Annotated in this window: 13 protein-coding genes; 6 read left to right on the plus strand and 7 right to left on the minus strand. The window is 72.8% G+C overall.

The genetic code is table 11. The annotated features are described in order from the left end of the window. Positions 1-332 precede the first annotated feature (332 nt). Entirely contained in the window at positions 333-2,696 is a 2,364-nt protein-coding gene (locus tag ACIRRS_RS31905; protein ID WP_402978219.1) for an immune inhibitor A domain-containing protein, read from the plus strand. Between the two features lie 413 nt (positions 2,697-3,109). Next, positions 3,110-4,072, plus strand: coding sequence for a M23 family metallopeptidase (locus ACIRRS_RS31910; RefSeq protein ID WP_402978222.1), 963 nt, complete (start codon positions 3,110-3,112; stop codon positions 4,070-4,072). Between the two features lie 4 nt (positions 4,073-4,076). On the opposite strand, the gene ACIRRS_RS31915 is transcribed toward ACIRRS_RS31910, so the two are convergent. After that, positions 4,077-4,730, minus strand: coding sequence for a TetR/AcrR family transcriptional regulator (locus ACIRRS_RS31915; protein WP_402978224.1), 654 nt, complete (start codon positions 4,728-4,730; stop codon positions 4,077-4,079). A 214-nt stretch (positions 4,731-4,944) separates the two neighbouring features. Here ACIRRS_RS31915 and ACIRRS_RS31920 point away from each other — a divergent pair, with 214 nt between their 5' ends. Beyond that, positions 4,945-6,540 (plus strand): MDR family MFS transporter, encoded by a 1,596-nt coding sequence (locus tag ACIRRS_RS31920; RefSeq protein ID WP_402978227.1) that lies wholly within the window; start codon positions 4,945-4,947, stop codon positions 6,538-6,540. Positions 6,541-6,678: 138 nt separating this feature from the next. On the opposite strand, the gene ACIRRS_RS31925 is transcribed toward ACIRRS_RS31920, so the two are convergent. Continuing rightward, on the minus strand, positions 6,679-7,608 hold the full coding sequence (locus tag ACIRRS_RS31925) for an A/G-specific adenine glycosylase (RefSeq protein WP_402978230.1): 930 nt from the start codon (positions 7,606-7,608) through the stop codon (positions 6,679-6,681). Positions 7,609-7,822: 214 nt separating this feature from the next. Here ACIRRS_RS31925 and ACIRRS_RS31930 point away from each other — a divergent pair, with 214 nt between their 5' ends. Further along, complete coding sequence (locus tag ACIRRS_RS31930) at positions 7,823-8,659, plus strand: hypothetical protein (RefSeq protein ID WP_402978233.1); 837 nt, start codon at positions 7,823-7,825, stop codon at positions 8,657-8,659. Positions 8,660-8,731: 72 nt separating this feature from the next. Here ACIRRS_RS31930 and disA read toward each other — a convergent pair whose 3' ends face one another. Continuing rightward, complete coding sequence (gene disA, locus ACIRRS_RS31935) at positions 8,732-9,790, minus strand: DNA integrity scanning diadenylate cyclase DisA (protein WP_391551439.1); 1,059 nt, start codon at positions 9,788-9,790, stop codon at positions 8,732-8,734. Between the two features lie 201 nt (positions 9,791-9,991). After that, positions 9,992-11,503 carry a DNA repair protein RadA gene (gene radA, locus ACIRRS_RS31940; protein ID WP_402978236.1) on the minus strand — a complete coding sequence of 504 codons (1,512 nt, stop codon included), beginning with the start codon at positions 11,501-11,503 and terminating at the stop codon, positions 9,992-9,994. 150 nt (positions 11,504-11,653) lie between these two features. Between radA and ACIRRS_RS31945 the strand changes: the two genes are divergently transcribed. Further along, complete coding sequence (locus ACIRRS_RS31945; RefSeq protein WP_402978239.1) at positions 11,654-13,483, plus strand: sigma-70 family RNA polymerase sigma factor; 1,830 nt, start codon at positions 11,654-11,656, stop codon at positions 13,481-13,483. A 325-nt stretch (positions 13,484-13,808) separates the two neighbouring features. Here ACIRRS_RS31945 and ACIRRS_RS31950 read toward each other — a convergent pair whose 3' ends face one another. After that, positions 13,809-15,143, minus strand: coding sequence for a DUF1254 domain-containing protein (locus tag ACIRRS_RS31950; RefSeq protein ID WP_402978242.1), 1,335 nt, complete (start codon positions 15,141-15,143; stop codon positions 13,809-13,811). 178 nt (positions 15,144-15,321) lie between these two features. Here ACIRRS_RS31950 and ACIRRS_RS31955 point away from each other — a divergent pair, with 178 nt between their 5' ends. After that, entirely contained in the window at positions 15,322-16,362 is a 1,041-nt protein-coding gene (locus tag ACIRRS_RS31955) for an NAD-dependent epimerase/dehydratase family protein (RefSeq protein WP_402978245.1), read from the plus strand. 70 nt (positions 16,363-16,432) lie between these two features. On the opposite strand, the gene ACIRRS_RS31960 is transcribed toward ACIRRS_RS31955, so the two are convergent. Further along, positions 16,433-17,500: a family 2 encapsulin nanocompartment cargo protein polyprenyl transferase gene (locus ACIRRS_RS31960; protein ID WP_402978248.1), complete on the minus strand. Its 1,068-nt coding sequence runs from the start codon at positions 17,498-17,500 to the stop codon at positions 16,433-16,435. Positions 17,501-17,705: 205 nt separating this feature from the next. After that, positions 17,706-19,127 carry a family 2B encapsulin nanocompartment shell protein gene (locus tag ACIRRS_RS31965; protein WP_402978251.1) on the minus strand — a complete coding sequence of 474 codons (1,422 nt, stop codon included), beginning with the start codon at positions 19,125-19,127 and terminating at the stop codon, positions 17,706-17,708. Between the last annotated feature and the right edge of the window lie 118 nt (positions 19,128-19,245).

Consider the following 19,245-nt stretch of genomic DNA (forward strand, 5'->3'; position numbering starts at 1 on the left):
CCAGCCACCCCCCCCGCCCGCCCCGCGGGGCGGGGCGGGGGGGGGGGGGGCGCCCCGGCCCCCCGGGGGGGGCGCCCCGGGGGGGGCGCCGCCCCCCCCCCCCCCGCCACGGCTGGTGCGGGTGCGTCCCTTTTCTCAGTCTTCTTTTACGTCTATACGGTTGACACTTGGTCAGATGATGGGAAGTTCGGGAGGATAGCGCCGTGGCCATGTCACGGTCAAGGTCTATCTTTTCCGTGCACGCTTAGATCAAATGACGTCCACCTGTCTTTCATTTTGGTTTGCCGGGCTTTGGCCAAGAGCTGGCCCCGGTCGGGGAGGACGTCACAACGTTGAAGAACACCAGGAGATCCGCTGCGCTTGCCACGGCCGCGGCGGTCATAGTCACGCTCGGCTCGGGGCTCTTCCCGAGCAGCGCCGTCGCCGCCGGCTCGGCTCCGGCGCCCAGGGACCCGGCTGACGCCGTCCAGTCCGCCAACACGGAGCACAACATCCCGGGCCCGCTGACCGCGAAGGTGGAGGCCGAGCAGAAGGCCGCCACCGAGCAGCTGCTCAACGGGACCGCCCAGGTCGAGGAGCACAACGGCTCGACCAGCGTGAAGCTCGGCAAGGACAAGTACGTCGAGCTCAAGCGCGAGCGCACGGACAAGATCTTCACGATCCTCGTCGACTTCGGCGACCAGGTGGACAACACCACCAAGACCGCCGACGGCAAGGTCAAGTACGGCGGCGAGGCCGGCCCGAAGCACAACGAGATCGCGCAGCCGGACCGCGCGACCAACAACTCGACCGCCTGGCAGGCCGACTACAACCAGCAGCACTACCAGGACCTGTACTTCTCCAAGGACAAGGCCTCGCTGAAGACCTTCTACGAGAAGCAGTCCTCGGGCCGCTACTCGGTCGACGGCGTGGTCTCGGACTGGGTGCGGGTTCCGTGGAACGAGGCGCGGTACGGCTCGGACTACTGCGGCTCCAACGTCTGCGCCAGCGCCCAGGACCTGATCCGCGACGCCGTCGACATCTGGTACAAGGACCAGGTGGCGAAGGGTCAGACCAAGGAGCAGATCAAGGCCACCCTGGCGTCCTACGACCAGTGGGACCGCTACGGCTCGCACCACGACGGGAACTTCAACCAGCCCGACGGGTACATCGACCACTTCCAGATCGTGCACGCCGGCGAGGACAAGTCGGCCGGCGGCGGCAAGCAGGGCAGCAAGGCCCTGTGGGCGCACCGCAGCTACGTCTACGGCAACCTCCAGGGCACTGCCGGTCCGGACAACAACAAGCTCGGCGGCGTCCAGGTCGGTGACTCCGGCTTCTGGATCGGCGACTACACGATGCAGCCGGAGAACGGCGGCCTCGGCGTCTTCGCCCACGAGTACGGCCACGACCTCGGTCTGCCGGACCTCTACGACACCGTGGGCGGCGGCAAGGGCATCGACAACTCGGTCGGCTTCTGGTCGCTGATGTCCTCCGGTTCCTGGCTCGGCGAGGGCAAGGACACGATCGGCGACATGCCGAACGACCTCGACGCCTGGAGCAAGCTCCAGCTCGGCTGGCTCAAGGCGGACCACGCCAAGGCCGGCACGGAGTCGACGCACCACATCGGCCCGGCGGAGTACAACACCAACCTCCCGCAGGCCCTGGTCGTCGACCTGCCGAAGAAGAGCATCACCACCGACATCAACAAGCCGTTCAGCGGCAACAACGAGTGGTGGAGCGGCAGCGCCGACAACCTCAACGTCACGCTGACCCGTGACATCGACCTGACCGGCAGGACCAAGGCCAGCATCAACGCCAAGGCCTGGTACGAGCTGGAGCAGGACTTCGACTACGCCTTCGGCGAGGTCTCCGCGGACGGCGGCAAGACCTGGACCGTCGTGGACGGCACCTGGAACGGCACCGCCCTGCCCAAGGAGAACGGCCGCCCGGCCATCAGCGGCCTGACCGCCGCCTGGGGCGACCTGTCGTTCAACCTGGACGCCTACGCGGGCAAGCAGATCAAGTTCCGCTACCACAACACCACCGACGGCGGCCTGCACTACCGCGGCCTCGCGGTCGACAACATCTCGGTCGTCGCCGACGGTGCCACCGTCTTCAGCGATGACGTCGAGAACGGCGACAACGGCTGGGTCGCGGACGGCTTCAAGCGCTTCACCGGCTCGTACAGCAAGGACTACGCGCAGTACTACATCGCGGAGAACCGGCAGTACGTGTCCTTCGACCAGACCCTGAAGACCGGCCCGTACAACTTCGGCTTCGGTGCCGCCAAGCCCAACTGGGTCGAGCACTACGCCTACCAGCCCGGTCTGCTGATCTGGTACTGGGACGAGTCCCAGACCGACAACAACGTCAGCGTCCACCCCGGCCACGGCCAGGTCCTGCCGATCGACTCGCACCCGACGCCGCTCAAGTGGTCGGACGGCACCCTGATGCGCCCGCGCATGCAGGGCTTCGACTCGACCTTCGGCTCGCGCCGCGTCGGCCCGCTGACGCTGCACAAGAACGGTGTCGAGACGGTCATCCCGAAGGCCAAGGGCGTCGACGAGTTCAACGACCTCAAGTCCTGGTGGACCAAGGACAACCCGTACGCGGGTGTCGACGTGCCGAAGACCGGCACGAGCATCGAGGTCGAGAACGAGTCCTCGAACTACCTGGAGACCTGGATCCGCGTCCGTCCGGTCGACAACTACTGATCGAGCCGCACTCCGGTGACCACCCGGTGACCGGGTGCCGCTGATCTCCTTCCGTCCGGCCCGTCCCCGCTTCCGCGGGGGCGGGCCGGACGTCTTTTCGCGTCCCGAAACCCCGTCGGCGGGTGGTGCTGGTCACAGCGGAAGGGCCGGATACGAGCGCCGGTAGTAGGGCGCGGGCGGGGTGGTCCGAGGCCCCGAGGGCAGTACAGACGATCGGATTTCATGATCGTTGCTCCGTCAGCTTGAATCTCCGGCGCCTCGCTGACTACACGCCGTAGTACGTCACGCCGTTTGGGACTCCGCTCGGTGACCGTTACACCTGAGTGGTCCCCCGCTCGCTCAGCACGCGTCCCGAACGGGCCCTTCGTGCTGCCCTTTTGCGGCCCTTCTCGACCCGTGAGGTACGGCTGACGATGTCCACTGTCCCGCCCGTGGTGCCGGTCCTGCGCCGCCTCGCCGCCCGTACGGCGGTCGCCGCGGCGGCCTGGCAGCCCCGGCTCGGCCACGCCGTCCGCACCCACGCCGCCCCGCTGCGGGCCCTGGCCGCGCCCCGGCAGGGCACCCCTCAGGGCACTGCGCAGGGCACTTCTCAGGGCGCGGGGCAGGACGGGCCGCAGCACGGGCGCCACCGGGCCGAGCGGGAGCAGGCGGTGGCCGCGGCGGGGGCGGCGGCGGTGCTGCTGGCCGGGGCGCTCCTGGTGGCCTCGCCGGGCAGCGCCTCCGCGCAGACGGTGCGGCCGACCACGCCGGGCAGTTCGGCCTTCACGGCGGCGCAGGCGGCGGTGCCCAGCGCCGGGCTCGTCCAGGTCGCCGTGCCGAGCGCGTACAAGCTGCCGGACGAGGGGGACTCGGCGCAGGAGTTCGTGGCGGTGGCCGCCAACCTGGTGCCGGTGGAACCGGCCGGTCCCGGGGCCGCGCCGGCGGAGCACCCCGAGCCGCAGCCCGAGCCCGAGGCCCCGGCGGCGCCCGCCTGGTCGGCCCCGGCGCCGGGCGCGCCGACCAGCAACCCGTACGGGAAGGCCAACTCCGCGTACGCGGCGGGCTACCACACCGGGGTGGACTTCGCCGTCTCCCCGGGCACGCCGTTGCTGGCGGTCGGCGAGGCGACGGTGGTCTCGGCCGGCTGGGACGGCGCGTACGGCAAGGAGGTCGTGCTGCGGCTGGCGGACGGGCACTACGCGCAGTACGCGCACCTGTCCTCCGTCGCCGTGTCGGCCGGGCAGCGGGTGTCGGCGGGCGAGCGGATCGGGGCCTCCGGCAGCACCGGCAACTCGACCGGGCCGCACCTGCACTTCGAGATCCGCACCAGCAACCGCTACGGCGCCGTGGTCAACCCGATCGCGTACCTGGCCGACCACGGGGTCACCGCGTTCTGAGCCTTCAGGCGGTCGGGGCCCGGGTGCCGATCCGGCTGCCGATCTCGATCGACACCGTCCGGGCGACGGCGACGGCCTCCTCCAGCGAGTCCACGGACCGCGGCGCCTCGCCCCAGACGTTCTCGACCGGCGCCCCGCCGCCCCTGCCGCCCTTTCCGCCCTTGCCGTCCTGCTGGAGCAGGAACAGCGAGGTGTGGATGGTGAACAGCGAGATCGCGGCCCGCAGCCGGTCGTGGAAGTCGGCGTCCGGCCCGTGCACCAGCTGCATCATGGTGACGATCCGCTCCCGGAACGCCTGGCCGGCCGGGGAGTCCCGCATCGCGGGCTGGTTCTCGTGGAAGAAGCGCAGCAGCGGCGCCCGTTCGGCCATGCCGTCGGCGAAGCGGTTGATCAGCTCGTCGCGCACCCCGGGGCTCCAGGTCTGCTCGCGGCCCCACGCGATGGTCTCGTCGATCGGCGCGGACATCCGCTCGACGATGCCGAGGACGATGTCGTCCTTGGTCTTGAAGTGGTAGTAGAGCGCGGCCTTGGTGACGCCCAGCCGGTCGGCGATCTCCCGCAGCGAGGTCTGCTCGTAGCCCTGATCCGAGAACAGCTCCAGGGCGACCTCGATGATGCGCGCCCGGGTATCGCTTCGGGGGCTGTGCGGAGTGCCCATGGCCTGCCTCATGACTGCGTCGGTGACTGCTGCGGTCCGCCGGTGGCGTCCGCCCCGGGTCCATTCTCCCTGCCCGGGGGGCCGGACGGGAAACTAACTTGACGACCGGCTAGGAAACAACCTACCGTACCGACGATCGATAAACTAGCCGGGCGACAAGTAAGTGATCCACAGCCGCTGACGCCGCCCGAGACACCTCCGGGAGACCCACCCCATGTCACAGTCCAAGACCGCCGGCACGGCCCCGGAGGACAAGAAACCCGAGGAGGAGATGCCGCGCTCCCCGCGCGAGATCCGCCTCGTGATGATCGGCCTGGTCGTCACCATGCTCCTGGCCATGCTCGACAACCTGATCGTCGGCACCGCCATGCCGACCATCGTCGGCGACCTCGGCGGCGCCGAGCACCTGTCCTGGGTCGTCACCGCCTACACCCTGGCCACCGCCGCCTCCACCCCGATCTGGGGCAAGCTCGGCGACCTCTACGGCCGCAAGGGCACCTTCCTCATCTCGATCGTGATCTTCCTGGTGGGCTCGGCGCTGTCCGGCCTGTCGCAGACCATGAACGAGCTGATCGGCTTCCGCGCCCTCCAGGGCCTGGGCGCCGGCGGTCTGATGGTCGGCGTCATGTCGATCATGGGCGCGCTGGTGCCGCCGCGTGAGCGCGGCAAGTACCAGGGCCTGTTCGCCGCGGTGATGGCCCTGGCCACCATCGGCGGCCCGCTCGTCGGCGGCTTCATCACCGACCACCTGAGCTGGCACTGGACCTTCTACATCAACCTGCCGCTCGGCGTCATAGCGCTCGCCGTCGTCACCGTCACGCTGAAGCTGCCCAAGGTCCGCAGCACCGCCCGGATCGACTACCTGGGCGCCCTGCTGCTCACCACCGGCATCGTCTCGCTCACCCTGATCACCACCTGGGGCGGCCAGCAGTACGCCTGGGGCTCCAAGCACATCATCGGCCTGGCCGTGCTGGCCGTCGCCGCCCTGATCGCCTTCTGCTACGTGGAGCAGCGGGTCGAGGAGCCGATGCTGCCGCTGAGCCTGTTCCGCAACCTGAACTTCACGATGGTCTCGATCATCGGCTTCATCGTCGGCTTCGTGATGTTCGGCTCGACCGTCTTCCTGCCGCTCTACCAGCAGATCGTCCAGGGCGCCTCGGCGACCAACTCCGGGCTGCTGCTGATGCCGATGATGCTCGGCATGCTGGTCGTCTCGCTGGTGGTCGGCCAGACCGTCACCAAGACCGGCAAGTACCGGATCTTCCCGATCATCGGCACCGTGGTGATGGCCGCGGGCATGTTCCTGCTCTCCACCATGGGCACCGAGACCAGCCGCCTCACCTCGGCCTGCTGGATGCTCGTGCTCGGCGCGGGCATGGGCTTCCTGATGCAGATCACCATGCTGCTCGCGCAGAACAGCGTGGAGCTCAAGGACATGGGCGTGGCCAGCTCCACCGCCACCCTGTTCCGCACCATCGGCGGTTCCTTCGGTGTGGCGCTGTTCGGCGCGCTGTTCAACAACCGGGTCGCCGACACCATGAAGGAGCGCCTGGGCGAGGCTGCCGGGGCCGGGGGCGGCGTGAAGGACCCGAGCCAGGTGAGCCCGGCCGTGCTGCGCACCATGAAGCCCGAGATCCAGGACGCCTACCACCACGCGGTGTCCAACGGCATGCACACCGTCTTCCTGTGGGGCGCGGCGGTGGCCATCATCGCGCTGGCCGCCGCGGTGTTCATCCGCGAGGTGCCGCTGCGCGGCGCCGCGCCGGGCGAGAAGCCGGCCGAGGCCTCGCTGGAGGCCGCGGCCGTCTGACGGCCGCGTCGTGAGGACGGACGGCGCCCCCGGGAGGCTTCTCCCGGGGGCGCCGTCGTGTACGGGCGTCGCTTCCTCGGGCGGTGCTTCTCGGGTGGTGCGGTCCTCAGGCAGTGCGGTCCTCGGGCGGTACCGTCCTCAGACGGGCAGGCGGTAGACGCCCTGCTCGACGGGCTCGACCAGACCGTCCGCGACCAGGCCGTCCAGGGCGCGGGCGCGCTGGACGGCGTCCGGCCAGACCACGTCCAGCCGGGCCTGCGGGACGCTCCCGTGCGCCTCGCGCAGGACGGCGAGGAGCTTGCCGCGCACCTGGCGGTCCGTCCCCTCGTACGTCTGGCCCCGGCGGGCCGGGCCCTCGTACGGCGGGCGGCCGGCGCGCTGCCAGGCGCAGTTCTCGAACAGCGGGCAGTCGCCGCACTCCGGGCCGCGGGCGGTGCAGACCAGGGCGCCCAGCTCCATCACGCCGACCGCCCAGGTGGCGGCCGTCCCGGCGTCCTCGGGCAGCAGGGCGGTCGCGGTGCGGCGCTCGGCGGCGGTGGTGGCCTGGGCCGGGTACTCGACGCCCGTCACGGCGCGGGCGAAGACCCTGCGGACGTTGGTGTCCAGCACGACGTGCCGCTGGCGGAAGGCGAAGGAGGCCACGGCGGCGGCGGTGTACTCCCCCACCCCGGGCAGGGAGAGCAGGGTGGCGTGGTCGTCGGGGACCTCGCCGTCGTGCTCCTCGGTGATCGCCACGGCGGCGGCGTGCAGCCGCAGGGCGCGGCGGGGGTAGCCGAGGCGGCCCCACATCCGTACGGCCTCGCCGGAGGAGTCGGCGGCGAGGTCGGCGGGGGTGGGCCAGCGGGTCATCCAGGCGTGCCAGGCGGGCAGCACCCGCTTGACCGGGGTCTGCTGGAGCATGAACTCGCTCACCATGACGCCCCAGGGCGTGGCCTCGGGCGCCCGCCAGGGCAGGTCGCGCTTGCTGGTCTCGTACCAGTCGAGGACGGTGCTGTGCAGCAGGGGCAGGGGCATCGTGAGCCCGTGCGCGGCGACGGGGGCGGCGGAGGCGGTGGTGATGGCAGTCATGGCCCTTCGATCCTCCCATGCCGCCCGGGGTCGCCGAAGAGGAGTAATGAATTCCGGATGATCCCGGGAATTCACCGGAATTCACCGCCCCGGGGCTCCCTCGAACGGCGCAAATGGCGGATCATGTGAAGGAAGGGGCGACTGTGCGGTGTTGGTGAGTCAGGAGACTCACACAGTCTCGTAGAGTTCGGGTGTGCCCTCTCTGCGTCAACCCGTGGGACCACTGCCGGCCTCGATCTACTGGCGCCGGCGCCTCGTCGTGCTCGCCGCCGTCGTGGCGGTCGTCGCCCTGATCGCCTGGCTGATGACCGACCAGGGCGGGGGCGGTGACGGCGGCTCACAGAGCAAGGCCGCCCAGGCCGTGCCGTCCCAGTCCCAGACCCCCGCCCAGGCCATCACGCCCGGCGCCCCCTCCTCCGGCCCCGCGGCCCCTCCCGGCGGCGGCTCGACCGGCGGCGCGGGCGGCAGCGGCGGCGCCTCCGGCTCCGGCGGCGAGGTGAGCCTCAACGGCGGTGCGACGGGCGGCGCCCCGGCCTCCTCCGGCGGGAGCGGCTCGACCGGCTCCTCCTCGGGCGGCGGCGCGGGCGGTGCCGGCGGCACGGGCGGCACCCCGCCGGTGAACACGGGCGAGGTGATGAAGCTCCCGGTCTGCACCGCCTCGCAGCTCGCACTGGAGCTGACGCCCACCCAGACCCCGTACCAGCCCAAGGACAAGCCGCAGCTCGTCCTGACGGTCAAGAACTCCTCGGGCGCCACCTGCCGGGTCAACTTCGGCCGGACGGCCTCCGCGATCACCGTCAGCTCGACCAGCAACGAGCGGATCTGGAGCTCCGGCGACTGCCCCGCCGACAAGAGCGAGCAGTGGGTGCAGATCGCGGCCAACGGCAGCCAGGGCGAGACCTTCACCTGGGACCGGCTGCGCAGCAAGCTCGGCTGCGCCTCCCCCGACCCGGCTCCGGCGGCGAACGGCACCTACCAGGTGCTCGCCGAGCTCGTCCTGCCGACGAACGACAAGGTCGCGGCGCGGGCCTCGATCCGCCTGGACCCCTGAGGGCCGGTCACCCACGCCGACGAAGGGAGCCCCCGACCGAACCGGTCGGGGGCTCCCTTCGTCGGCGCCGTCTCAGACGTAGCGTTCCAGGATGGACGATTCGGCGAGGCGGGAGAGGCCCTCGCGGACGGAGCGGGCCCGGGTCTCGCCGACGCCCTCGACCGTCTGCAGGTCGTCGATGCTCGCGGCGAGCAGCTTCTGCAGGCCGCCGAAGTGCTCGACCAGGCGCTCTATCACCGTGTTGGGCAGGCGCGGGATCTTCGCCAGCAGCCGGTAGCCGCGCGGCGAGACGGCGGAGTCCAGGGACTCGGGCGAGCCCGAGTAGCCGAGCGCCTTGGCGACGGTCTGGAGGTCCAGCAGCTCGGCGTGGGTGAGCGCCTCCAGGTCGGCCAGCACCTCGTTGACCGTCCGGCCCTTCTTGGCGGCCCGCTCCGGGAAGTAGTCCCGGGCGACCAGCTCGCGCTCCGGCTCCACGCCCGCGATCAGCTCGTCCAGCTGGAGCGAGAGGAGGCGGCCGTCGATGCCGAGCTCCAGCACGTAGCCGGCGATCTCGGTGGCGATCAGCCGGACCATCTCCAGCCGCTGGGCGACGGCGGTGACGTCCCGGACCGTCACCAGGTCCTCGATCTCCAGGGCGGAGAGCGTGCCGGCCACCTCGTCCAGGCGCAGCTTGTAGCGCTCCAGGGTGGCCAGCGCCTGGTTGGCGCGGGAGAGGACGGTGGTGGAGTCCTCCAGGACGCGGCGGGTGCCGTTGACGTACATGGCGATCAGCCGCATCGAGTGCGAGACGGCGACCACCGGGTACCCGGTCTGACGGTTGACCCGCTCGGCGGTGCGGTGGCGGGTGCCGGTCTCGTCGGTGGGGATGGTGGAGTCCGGCATCAGGTGGACGCCTGCCCGGACGATCTTGGTGATGTCCTTGTCGAGCACCACCGCGCCGTCCAGCTTGCACAGCTCGCGCAGGCGGGTGGCGGTGAACTCGACGTCCAGGACGAAGCCGCCGGTGCAGATCGACTCGACGGTCTTGTCGAAGCCCAGCACGATCAGGCCGCCCGTGTTGGCCCGCAGGACCCGTTCCAGGCCGTCACGCAGGGCGGTGCCGGGCGCGATGGCGGTGAGGGAGGCCCGCAGCAGGGCCTCCTCGCGGGAGGCCTTGTCCGCCCCCCGGTCGCTGGGTGCCACGTGATTCCTCCGGTCGACCCCGTGCCGCGCGCCTCGCGCCGTGCGCCGGTCCGCGGTCTGTTGCTCTGTCGCTCAGTACCGCTCGGTACTGCCTTCTGGCCAATGAGACTGGGGAAAGTCTAACTGCGTGCGGCTTCGGCAGGGCTTGGGTCAGTGCAGTTCGTCGGAGTCGAGCGGCTCCCAGCCGTCCATCAGCTCCTCGGCGTAGGCCGCGACCCGGGGTTCGCGGGGCGCCGGCGGGGCCGACGCGGCCTCACCCCGCGCCTCACCGCGCGGCTTGGCGGACGCGCGGCGGCGGCCCGGGATCGCCCGCAGCGCCTCGCCGATGTCCGCCACCTCGACGACCTTCATGCCCGGGGGCACCTTGCCCGGGTCCGGCGGGACGAGGGCGTGGGTGAAGCCCAGCCGGTGCGCCTCGGCGAGGCGGCGCTGCACACCCGTCACCCGCCGCACCTCGCCCGCGAGGCCGACCTCACCGATCGCCACCAGGTTGTTGGGCAGCGGGGTGTCGGTGGAGGAGGAGGCCACGGCGAGCGCCACCGCGAGGTCCGCGGACGGCTCCGTCAGCTTCACCCCGCCGACCGTCGCGGTGTAGATGTCCTGCTTGCCGAGCTTGACGCCGCCGTGGCGCTCGACCACGGCCAGGATCATCGCGATCCGGGGCGACTCCAGCCCCGAGGTCGTACGGCGCGGGGAGGGGATCTGCGAATCCACCATCAGTGCCTGCACCTCGGCGACCAGCGGGCGCTTGCCCTCCAGGGTGACGGTGAGGCAGGTGCCCGGGACGGGCTTGTCACGCCTGGTCAGGAAGAGGCCGGATGGGTCGGCCAGGCCCACGATGCCCTCGTCGTGCAGCTCGAAGCAGCCGACCTCGTCCGTCGCGCCGTAGCGGTTCTTGACCCCGCGGATCAGGCGCAGCCGGGCGTGGCGGTCCCCCTCGAAGCTCAGCACCACGTCCACCAGGTGCTCCAGCAGGCGGGGGCCGGCGATCTGGCCGTCCTTGGTGACGTGGCCGACCAGCAGGGTGGCCATGCCGCGCTCCTTGGAGGCGCGGATCAGCGCGCCCGCCACCTCGCGGACCTGGGCCGGGCCGCCGGGGGCGCCGTCCAGCTCGGCGGAGGCGATGGTCTGCACCGAGTCCAGGATCAGCAGACCGGGGTTGACGGCCTCGACGTGGCCGAGGACGGCGCCGAGGTCCTGCTCGGCGGCGAGGTAGAGGTGCTCGGAGAGGGCGTTGATCCGGTCGGCGCGCAGCCGGACCTGGCTCGCGGACTCCTCGCCCGTGACGTAGAGCGTGCGGTGCCGGTCGGTGGCCGCCTTGGCGGCGACGTCCAGCAGGAGGGTGGACTTGCCGACGCCGGGCTCGCCGGCCAGCAGCACCACCGCGCCGGGGACGAGGCCGCCGCCGAGCACGCGGTCCAGCTCCGGGACGCCCGTCGAGCGGGCCGTCGCGACCTGGCCGTCCACCTGGGCGATCGGGCGGGCGGGCGCGCTGACGGGGCCCGCGGCGGTGGTGCGGATCGGGACCGCGCCGTACTCCTCGACCGTGCCCCAGGCGTTGCACTCCGGGCAGCGGCCGACCCACTTGGGCAGCTGGTTGCCGCACTCGGTGCAGCGGTACGCCGGGCGGGGCTTGGCGGTGGTCTTGGAACGCGGTGGCATGCGGCCCACGGTAGCGCCTGGGTACGACAGCGGTGGTGCGCCACAGGACGCGCCGGGCATCCACACAGATGGGCGATGTTGTTACCCGAAAGAAGTACATACGCGGCGAATGGCGGGGGTGAGGGGCCAGGGGTGCCTACCTTCGGACGGGTGACAACGCGTATCGAAGGGACGCCGGGGGTCGTCGCCGGGGCTGCCGGGTTCGCTCGTTCGGGGTTCGCCCGCTCCGGGCGGGCCGTCGGCGGGGTGCGGGACGAGGCGGTGCGGGACGAGGCGGTGCGGGCCGCGTACGAGCGGCAGGAGGACGGGCTGTTCACGTACTGCCTGTCGGTGCTGTGCGAGCACGACGCGGCGGCGGAGGCGCTGGGCGAGGTGCGGGAGCTGGCGCGGCGGCACGCGGGGCGGCTGGCGGAGGCGGGGCTGGTGCGGGCCTGGCTGTTCGCGGTGGCGCGGTACTGCTGCTTGCGGCGGTTGGCGGGCTGTCCGGGGTCTCCGGGCTCTCCGGGTGGGACGGGGGTTCGTTCGGAGGCCTCGGAGGTTTCGGAGGTCGAGGCGGCCCGGCGGCGGCGGGAGTTGGCCTCGCTCGCCTGGCCGGAGGCGGCCGGCACCGATCCGGAGCAGCGGGAGGCGCTGGAGCTGTCGGTGCGGCACCGGCTGACGCCGCTGGAGGTCGCGGCGGTGCTGGGGCTGCCGTTCGAGCGGACCAGGGCGCTGCTGGGCGGGGCGGAGGCGGAGGTCGCGCGGACGCGGGCGGCGCTGCTGGTGCTCGGCGTGGGCAGCTGCCCGGAGCTGGACAGGCTCGGCGGGGCCGGGGCGGAGTCCTGGCGGGACTGGGTGCTCGGGCCGGCGCTGCGGCGGGAGCTGGTGCAGCACGTGGTGGACTGCCCGACCTGCCGGGGGACGGCCGAGCGGGTGGCGGCGGACGAGGCGGGGGCGGAGGGGGTGTCGGGGCTGCCGCTGCTGGGGGCTCCGGTGGCGGCTTCGGCTGCTTCTGCGGCCTCTGCGGCGGGGGTCCTGCCGGTGGAGCCGGGGCTGCGGTTCGACCACGGCGGGTTCCCCCGGCACCGGGCTCCGGACACCGGGCGGGGGCGGGCGGTGCGGCGGCGGATGGTGACCACCGGGGTGCTCGCGGCGGTGCTGGCGGCGCCGGTGGTCGCGCTGTGGGCCGGGCACCGGAGCGGCGGCGGGGCGGGGTCGGCGGCCTCGGTGTCGGCGGTGCGGGTGGACGAGGAGGGGCGGCGCCCGGCGGGCTCGGCGGTGACGGGGGCGGCGGGGGCCTCGGTGGGGGTGGCCGCGGCGGAGATGCCGGGGCTGGAGCTGACCGGGGTGGTCGGAGGTGGTGCAGAAACGTTGCTGCCCGGTTTTCCGCGACTCGGCCTGCAGGGCCCGCTGGTCCCCGTCCCCGGTCGCGGCGCGACGCCGATCGGCAACCCCACACTGGTCGCCGCCCCGGCCCGGGCCGAGCCGCCCGCCCCGGGGGCGGGGGACGCGACGGGCGGGCTGCTCACCGTCGAGGCCGGGGAGTACGGCAGCCGTACCGTCCTCACGCTCACCAACTCCGGTGCCACGGAGATCCGTTGGCGGGCCGTGACGGAGGCCGGCTGGCTGCGGCTCAGCCGCGACTCGGGGACGCTGGCGCCCGGGCAGCGGATCACGGTGATCGTCACCGTGGACGAGGACCTGGCCCCGGCCGGGCACTGGACCGCCCGGATCGCCCTGCCGCCCTCGCAGGCGGTGGTCACCCTGGAGGGCGGCCCGCACAACCGCGGCGGGGACGGGGGCGCCTCGTCGCCGGCCTCGCCCACGGCGACGGCTTCGCCTTCGAGCCCCTCCCCTACGGCCACGGCGACGGCGCGGCCGAGCGGGACGGCCACGGCGTCCCCGACGCACTCGCCCTCGGCGACGCCGAGCGGCACGGCCTCGGCCACCGCGCACCCGCCGTCCCCCTCGGCGTCGCCCTCGGGGACGACGACGCCGTAGGGCTGCGGGGAAGGCGGGCGGGACGGAATGAACAAGGCACGGAGGTGTGGAGCGCGCGCCTCGCGGATGGAGGGACGGGGAACCGGCGTTGTGCCGGCGGGTGCGAGGCCGATGCGGCTCGGGCACCTCGCGGTGGCGGGAACGCCGTCGTGCGGGCGGTCCCCGGGCGGCGGTCAGCACGGCACGGGCGCCTCCCGGCCGGGAGGTGGGGATCGGCCCGGACAGCGGTGGTCCGGCGGGGGCCTGAGGCGGACGTTGACGGGCGGCCCGGGGCGGGGCCGACGCAGCGCGAGCGCCGCCCGACCGAAGGCCCCGGCGGGTGCCGTCAGGTGCGGTGGATCGGGGGGAGGTGGTAGGTGCCGTCGAGGACGCGGGGGCCGGGTTGGTAGAGGCGGAGGATGGGGCGGAACTCGGCGGGTGGGGTGGGGAGCCAGTTGGCGGCGGCGCTGGGGTCCTCGGGTTGGTCGTGCTGGAGGGTGAGGGTGAGGGAGCCGTCCGGGGCGTGGTGGAGGCCGGGGGTGCGGTCGCCGATCGCGTAGCGGTCGATGGGGTTCTCGACCAGGTGGTAGTCGGGGAGCGAGTACATGGTGACGGACCAGAAGGCCCCGGCCGGCGGCGGCTGGTCGAAGCGGAGGGTGTAGCTGTGCTCGCCGCTGAGCGGGCGGCCGTCGGAGTCGTCGTACGTCATCGCGTACGTGGCCTCGTAGGCGTGGTTGCCCCAGAGGCCGGCGCGGGCGGCGGCGGCGCGGGTGAGGTAGGCGGCGCGGCGGTCGGGGATGCGCCACTCGGGGTCGTCGAGGGTGCCGGGGCCGAGGTGGTCGACGTTGTAGTCGAAGAGGTGCAGGGCCGTGCGCCATTCGCCGGGCGGCTGGTCCTCGCCCGGGCGGGTGGCGTCCTCGACGCGTTCGCGGCCGGCGGCGAGGCCCTTGGCGAGGGCGAGGGTCCATTCGTCGGCGGCGGCGCGGTACGGGGAGGGGCCCTCGTCGAGCAGGCCGAGCGGGGCGAAGCGGCGTTCGTACTCGATGTCCGGAGTGGCGGGCGGGAAGGCGCGCATCCAGACCCGCAGGCGTTCGAAGAAGGCGAGGCGTTCGGGCACCTCGGGGTCGGGCTCGGGCAGGCCGGCGACCAGGCCGCCGGGTTCCAGCGGGTTCAGCGTCAGGTCGGCCTGGAGCGCCCGGACGCGGGGCAGGTCCTCCGGGCCGTCGCAGGCGAAGCGGCCGACGAGCGTGCCGATCGTGGTCGGCATCTCGATCACCCGGCCCGGGTCGGGCGCGGTGCCGTGCCAGGCGGGCGGGACGATCAGCCAGGTCTGCGCGTCGGTGCCGGTGGCGCGGCGGCCGAGGTAGGCGACGTTGTCCGTCCAGGCGTCGATGAACTGCAGCACGTAGTAGGCGCCGGCGGTGTCCGGGACGTGCAGCACCTGGGGGCCCTCGGAGAGGTCGAGCTGGGCGATCGAGTAGACGGTGTCGTTGTTGACGGAGACGAAGCGGTCGCCTGGGCCGGCCAGGCGGGTGGCGTGGCCGAAGCGGTTGTACGGCGCCGGCGGGAGGGTGCCCAGGCCGCCCTTGGAGAAGCGCTCGACCATGGTCAGGCCGGCGACGAGCGGGTAGCCGTAGACGTACGCGTCGGCGGCCAGGGCTTCCAGCTCGGGCTGGGTCATCGGGGGTCCTCCGGTCCGGGCGGATCGCCCCGGCACGGGCGTATCGGCTGATTTCCGTACACGTCGGATGCTAGGTGGGGGTGCGCGCAGCGGCACCCCGGGCGGCGGCACCCCGGGCAGGCTCTGCCGAAGGCTAAGCCGGGCGTACGGGCGGCGCGGAGCGGAGAAGCTGGGCGGTATGAAGATCCTGCTGCTCGGTGGCTCCTCCTTCCTCGGACGGGCCTACGCCGCCGAGGCCCTCGCCCGCGGCCACCTGGTCACCACCTTCAACCGGGGCCGCAGCGGCGCCGACCTGCCCGGCGCCGAGGCCGTCCGGGGAGACCGCGACAGCGCCGAGGACCTCGCCCGGCTGGTCGAGGGCCGCACCTGGGACGCCGTGGTCGACACCTCCGCCCAGCAGCCCGCCCAGGCCGCGCTCTCCGCCCGGCTGCTGCGCGGGCGGGCCGGCCACTACACCGTCGTCTCCTCGCTGCACGCCTACGCCGACTGGGGCCCGCAGGTGGTCGACGAGGACTCCGCGCTCCTCCCCTGCCCCGCCGACACCCCGCCCGGGCAGCCGTTCGGCCGCGAGCTGAAGGCCGGCTGCGAGCGGGCGGTGCAGGAGGGGTTCGGCGCCGACCGCACGCTGGTCCTCAGCAGCGGGCTGCTCATCGGGCCGTACGAGTTCGGCGGGCGGCTGCCCTGGTGGCTGGAGCGGATGGCGCGCGGCGGGCGGGTGCTCGCCCCCGGCGACCCGGGCCGGACGATGCAGGTGATCGACGTCCGGGACTTCGCCGCCTTCGGGCTCGACCGGCTGACGGACGGAACGGCGGGCCGGTTCGTCACCACGGCCCCGCCCGGGCGGCTCACCTTCGGGCAGTGGCTGGAGACCTGCCGGGAGCTCGCGGGCCCGGCAGGCACCGAGCTGGTCCGGGTCGAGGACGGGCCGCTGCTCGCCGAAGGGCCGGACCAGGTCACGCCCTGGATCGAACTCCCCTTCTGGGCGCCGGACCTGCCGGACTGGCAGGGCATCTGGCGGGCCGACAGCCGCCGTGCCGAGGCGGCCGGCCTGCGCTGCCGCCCGTTCGCCGAGACGGCCCGGGACACCTGGGAGTGGCTGCGCACGCGCGAGCCCGTCGAGGACACGGACGCCGAGGGGCGCAAGGGGCGGCCGGAGGCGCCGTTCCGGCAGGGGATCGAACCCGCCAAGGAGCAGCGGCTGTTGGCCGCGCACGGCTGAGGACGGCCGAGCGCTGCCGAGCGCTGCCGAGGTCGGCGGGAGGCCGGGGGTGGCCTCCCGCCGTCGCGGCTCAGTGGCTGCGGCGCGTCACCAGCTCGGCGAGGGCCAGCAGTTCGTCCGCCGCGGACGGCTCCGGGACGGCGACGGCCAACTGCGCCATCGCCGCGGCCATCCGCTCGCAGGACTCGCCCTGCGCCCAGCCGCGCCCGCCGGCGCCCTCGACGGCCTCCGCGCACTGGGCCAACTCCTCGGCGCTGAGCGCGCGTTCGAGGACGTACAGCTCGCCGAGCCGCCGCCCCTCGGGGGTGTCGGAGCCGAGCGCCGCGACCACCGGCAGCGACTTCTTGCGGGCGACGAGGTCCGCGCCGACCGGCTTGCCCGTCACGGCCGGGTCCCCCCAGATGCCGATCAGGTCGTCGATCAGCTGGAACGCGAGGCCGATCTCCCGGCCGAAGCCGTCCATCGCCTGGGCCGCCTCGGCGGAGGCGCCGCCGTACAGGGCGCCCATCGCGCAGGCGGCGCCGAGCAGCGCGCCGGTCTTGGCCTCGGCCATCGCCAGGCACTCGGTGAGGGAGACGTCGTTGCGCTGCTCGAAGGCGCAGTCGATCTGCTGGCCCTCGCAGAGCTCGACCACGCAGTCGGTGAGGCGGCGGATGGAGTCGCGGGCGGCCGGGTGCGCGTCCTCGGCGAGCAGGCGCAGGGCCAGGGAGTGCATGGCGTCCCCGGCGAGGATGGCCTCGGTGGTGCCGAACACCCGCCAGGCGGTGGGGCGGTGGCGTCGGGTGTCGTCCCGGTCGATGACGTCGTCGTGGAGCAGGGTGAAGTTGTGCACCAGCTCCACCGCCGCCGCTGCCGCGGTGGCCTCCGCCGGGGAGCCGCCCAGCGCCTGGGCGGCCGCGAGGACCATGGCGGGCCGGATCGCCTTGCCGGAGGAGGAGGTTGAGGGCGCGCCGTCCGCCTCCCACCAGCCGAAGTGGTAGCCGGCGACCTTGCGCATCGCGCCGGGCAGCGAGTCGACGGCCTCGCGCAGGACGGGGTCGACGAGCTTGCGGGCCCGCTCGATGACGTCCGCGGCCTCGGCCCCCTCCCGGTGCTCGGGCCGCTCCTCGTGCGCTCGCTCCAGCGTGGGACTCGTCATGGGTTTCTCTCCCCCTGTGGACGGCTGTCGGGCGGCGCCTGGGGCCAGGCGCCGCGGGTGGGCGGCCGTGAGCCGGCCGGAACGTGCTCGGCCGGCCGGCTCACGGTTTTCCTGCTCGGCGGTTTCCGGCGGTTTCCGGTTCACCGGGAGTTCCCCCGGCTCCGTTCCTTCCCGCTTTTCGGCCACCGTTTTCCGGCGACGCCCGTCAGCGCTGCGCGATGTCCACGTTCTCCAGCACGCCGACCGCGTCCGGAACGAGGATCGCGGCGGAGTAGTAGAGGCTCACCAGGTAGGAGATGATGGCCTTCTCGTCGATCCCCATGAAACGCACCGAGAGGCTCGGCTGGTATTCGTCCGGAATTCCGGCCTGCTGCAGGCCGATGACGCCCTGGTTGTCCTCGCCGACCCGCATCGCGATGATCGACGTGGTGTGGCCGCCGATGACCGGGATCTTGTTGCACGGGAAGATCGGCACCCCGCGCCACGAGGAGATGTGCTTGCCGTCCACCTCGACCGTGCCCGGGTAGAGGCCGCGACTGTTGCACTCGCGGCCGAAGGCGGCGATGGCCTTGGGGTGGGCGAGGAACATCTTGGTGCTGCGGCGGCGGCTGAGCAGCTCGTCCATGTCGTCCGGGGTGGGCGGGCCGGAGTGCGTCTGGATGCGCTGGTCGTACTCGGCGTTCTCCAGCAGGCCGAACTCGGGGTTGTTGATGAGCTCGTGCTCCTGGCGCTCGCGCAGCGCCTCGATGGTCAGGCGGAGCTGGTGCTCGGTCTGGTTCATCGGCTGGTTGTAGAGGTCGGCGACGCGGCTGTGGACCTTGAGGATGGTCTGCGCGACGCTGAGCTCGTACTCGCGCGGCTTGAGCTCGTAGTCCACGAAGGCGCCGGGCAGCTCGTACTCGCCCTGGTGGCCGGAGGAGAGGTCGATCGCGGCCTCGCCGTGCTTGTTCTGCGCCTGCTCGAAGCCGTTGAGGTACTCGATGACCTGCAGCTGCAGCGCCTCGGAGCGGTCGTGCAGCTCCTGGAAGGACGGCCAGGACAGGACCATCACCGTGCCGGACGTCGCGGCGCGGACGGTGTACGGCCAGGTGCCGTCCTCCTGCTGGAGCGCCTCGTCGCCGAGGTGGTCGCCGTCGGCGAGGGTGCCGACGACCGTCTCCTCCCCGTACTTGCCCGTGCCGAGGCGGTCGAGCTTGCCGTGCGCGATGAGGAAGACCTCGCTGATCGGCGTGCCGGCCGTGACCAGGACGTCGCCCGGGGCGAACTGGCGCTGGGCGAAGCGGCCCGCCAGCTCCTCCAGCACCGCGTCGTCGTCGAAGCCGCGCAGGACGGGCACCTCGGCCAGCGTCTGCGGGATGATGCGCACCTCGGAACCGGTCTTGACGAAGCTCACCCGGCCGCGGCCCACGGAGTGCCGGAGGCGGCGGTTGACCCGGTAGGTGCCGCCGGACACCTGCACCCACGGCAGCTTCCTGAGCAGCCAGCGCGGGCTGATGCCCTGCATCTGGGGCGCGGACTTGGTGGTCGTGGCGAGATTCCGCGCGCCCGCCGTGCTCAGACTCTGCTGCTGCCGGATCTCCGACTGCGCGTCAGGCGCTGGAATACCGGCATTGGTTTCGGTCGACATAAGGGGAGCCCTTCGCATACCCGATGAAGCGTCGCCAGGACATTCATGTTGCAGCTTCATGGTGGGCCCGTTCGGGGGCCTCCCGCAATCACTCGTTCGAGTGGTTCGGAATAACCAA

Source organism: Kitasatospora sp. NPDC101183 (assembly GCF_044767945.1).
Taxonomy (GTDB): Bacteria; Actinomycetota; Actinomycetes; order Streptomycetales; family Streptomycetaceae; genus Kitasatospora.

Coding starts and splice junctions, on each gene's coding strand:
- ACIRRS_RS31910 (WP_402978222.1), top strand. CDS start 3,110: ATGTCCACTGTCCCGCCCGTGGTGCCGGTCCTGCGCCGCCTCGCCGCC.
- ACIRRS_RS31915 (WP_402978224.1), bottom strand. CDS start 4,730: ATGGGCACTCCGCACAGCCCCCGAAGCGATACCCGGGCGCGCATCATC.
- ACIRRS_RS31920 (WP_402978227.1), top strand. CDS start 4,945: ATGTCACAGTCCAAGACCGCCGGCACGGCCCCGGAGGACAAGAAACCC.
- ACIRRS_RS31925 (WP_402978230.1), bottom strand. CDS start 7,608: ATGACTGCCATCACCACCGCCTCCGCCGCCCCCGTCGCCGCGCACGGG.
- radA (WP_402978236.1), bottom strand. CDS start 11,503: ATGCCACCGCGTTCCAAGACCACCGCCAAGCCCCGCCCGGCGTACCGC.
- ACIRRS_RS31950 (WP_402978242.1), bottom strand. CDS start 15,143: ATGACCCAGCCCGAGCTGGAAGCCCTGGCCGCCGACGCGTACGTCTAC.
- ACIRRS_RS31955 (WP_402978245.1), top strand. CDS start 15,322: ATGAAGATCCTGCTGCTCGGTGGCTCCTCCTTCCTCGGACGGGCCTAC.
- ACIRRS_RS31960 (WP_402978248.1), bottom strand. CDS start 17,500: ATGACGAGTCCCACGCTGGAGCGAGCGCACGAGGAGCGGCCCGAGCAC.
- ACIRRS_RS31965 (WP_402978251.1), bottom strand. CDS start 19,127: ATGTCGACCGAAACCAATGCCGGTATTCCAGCGCCTGACGCGCAGTCG.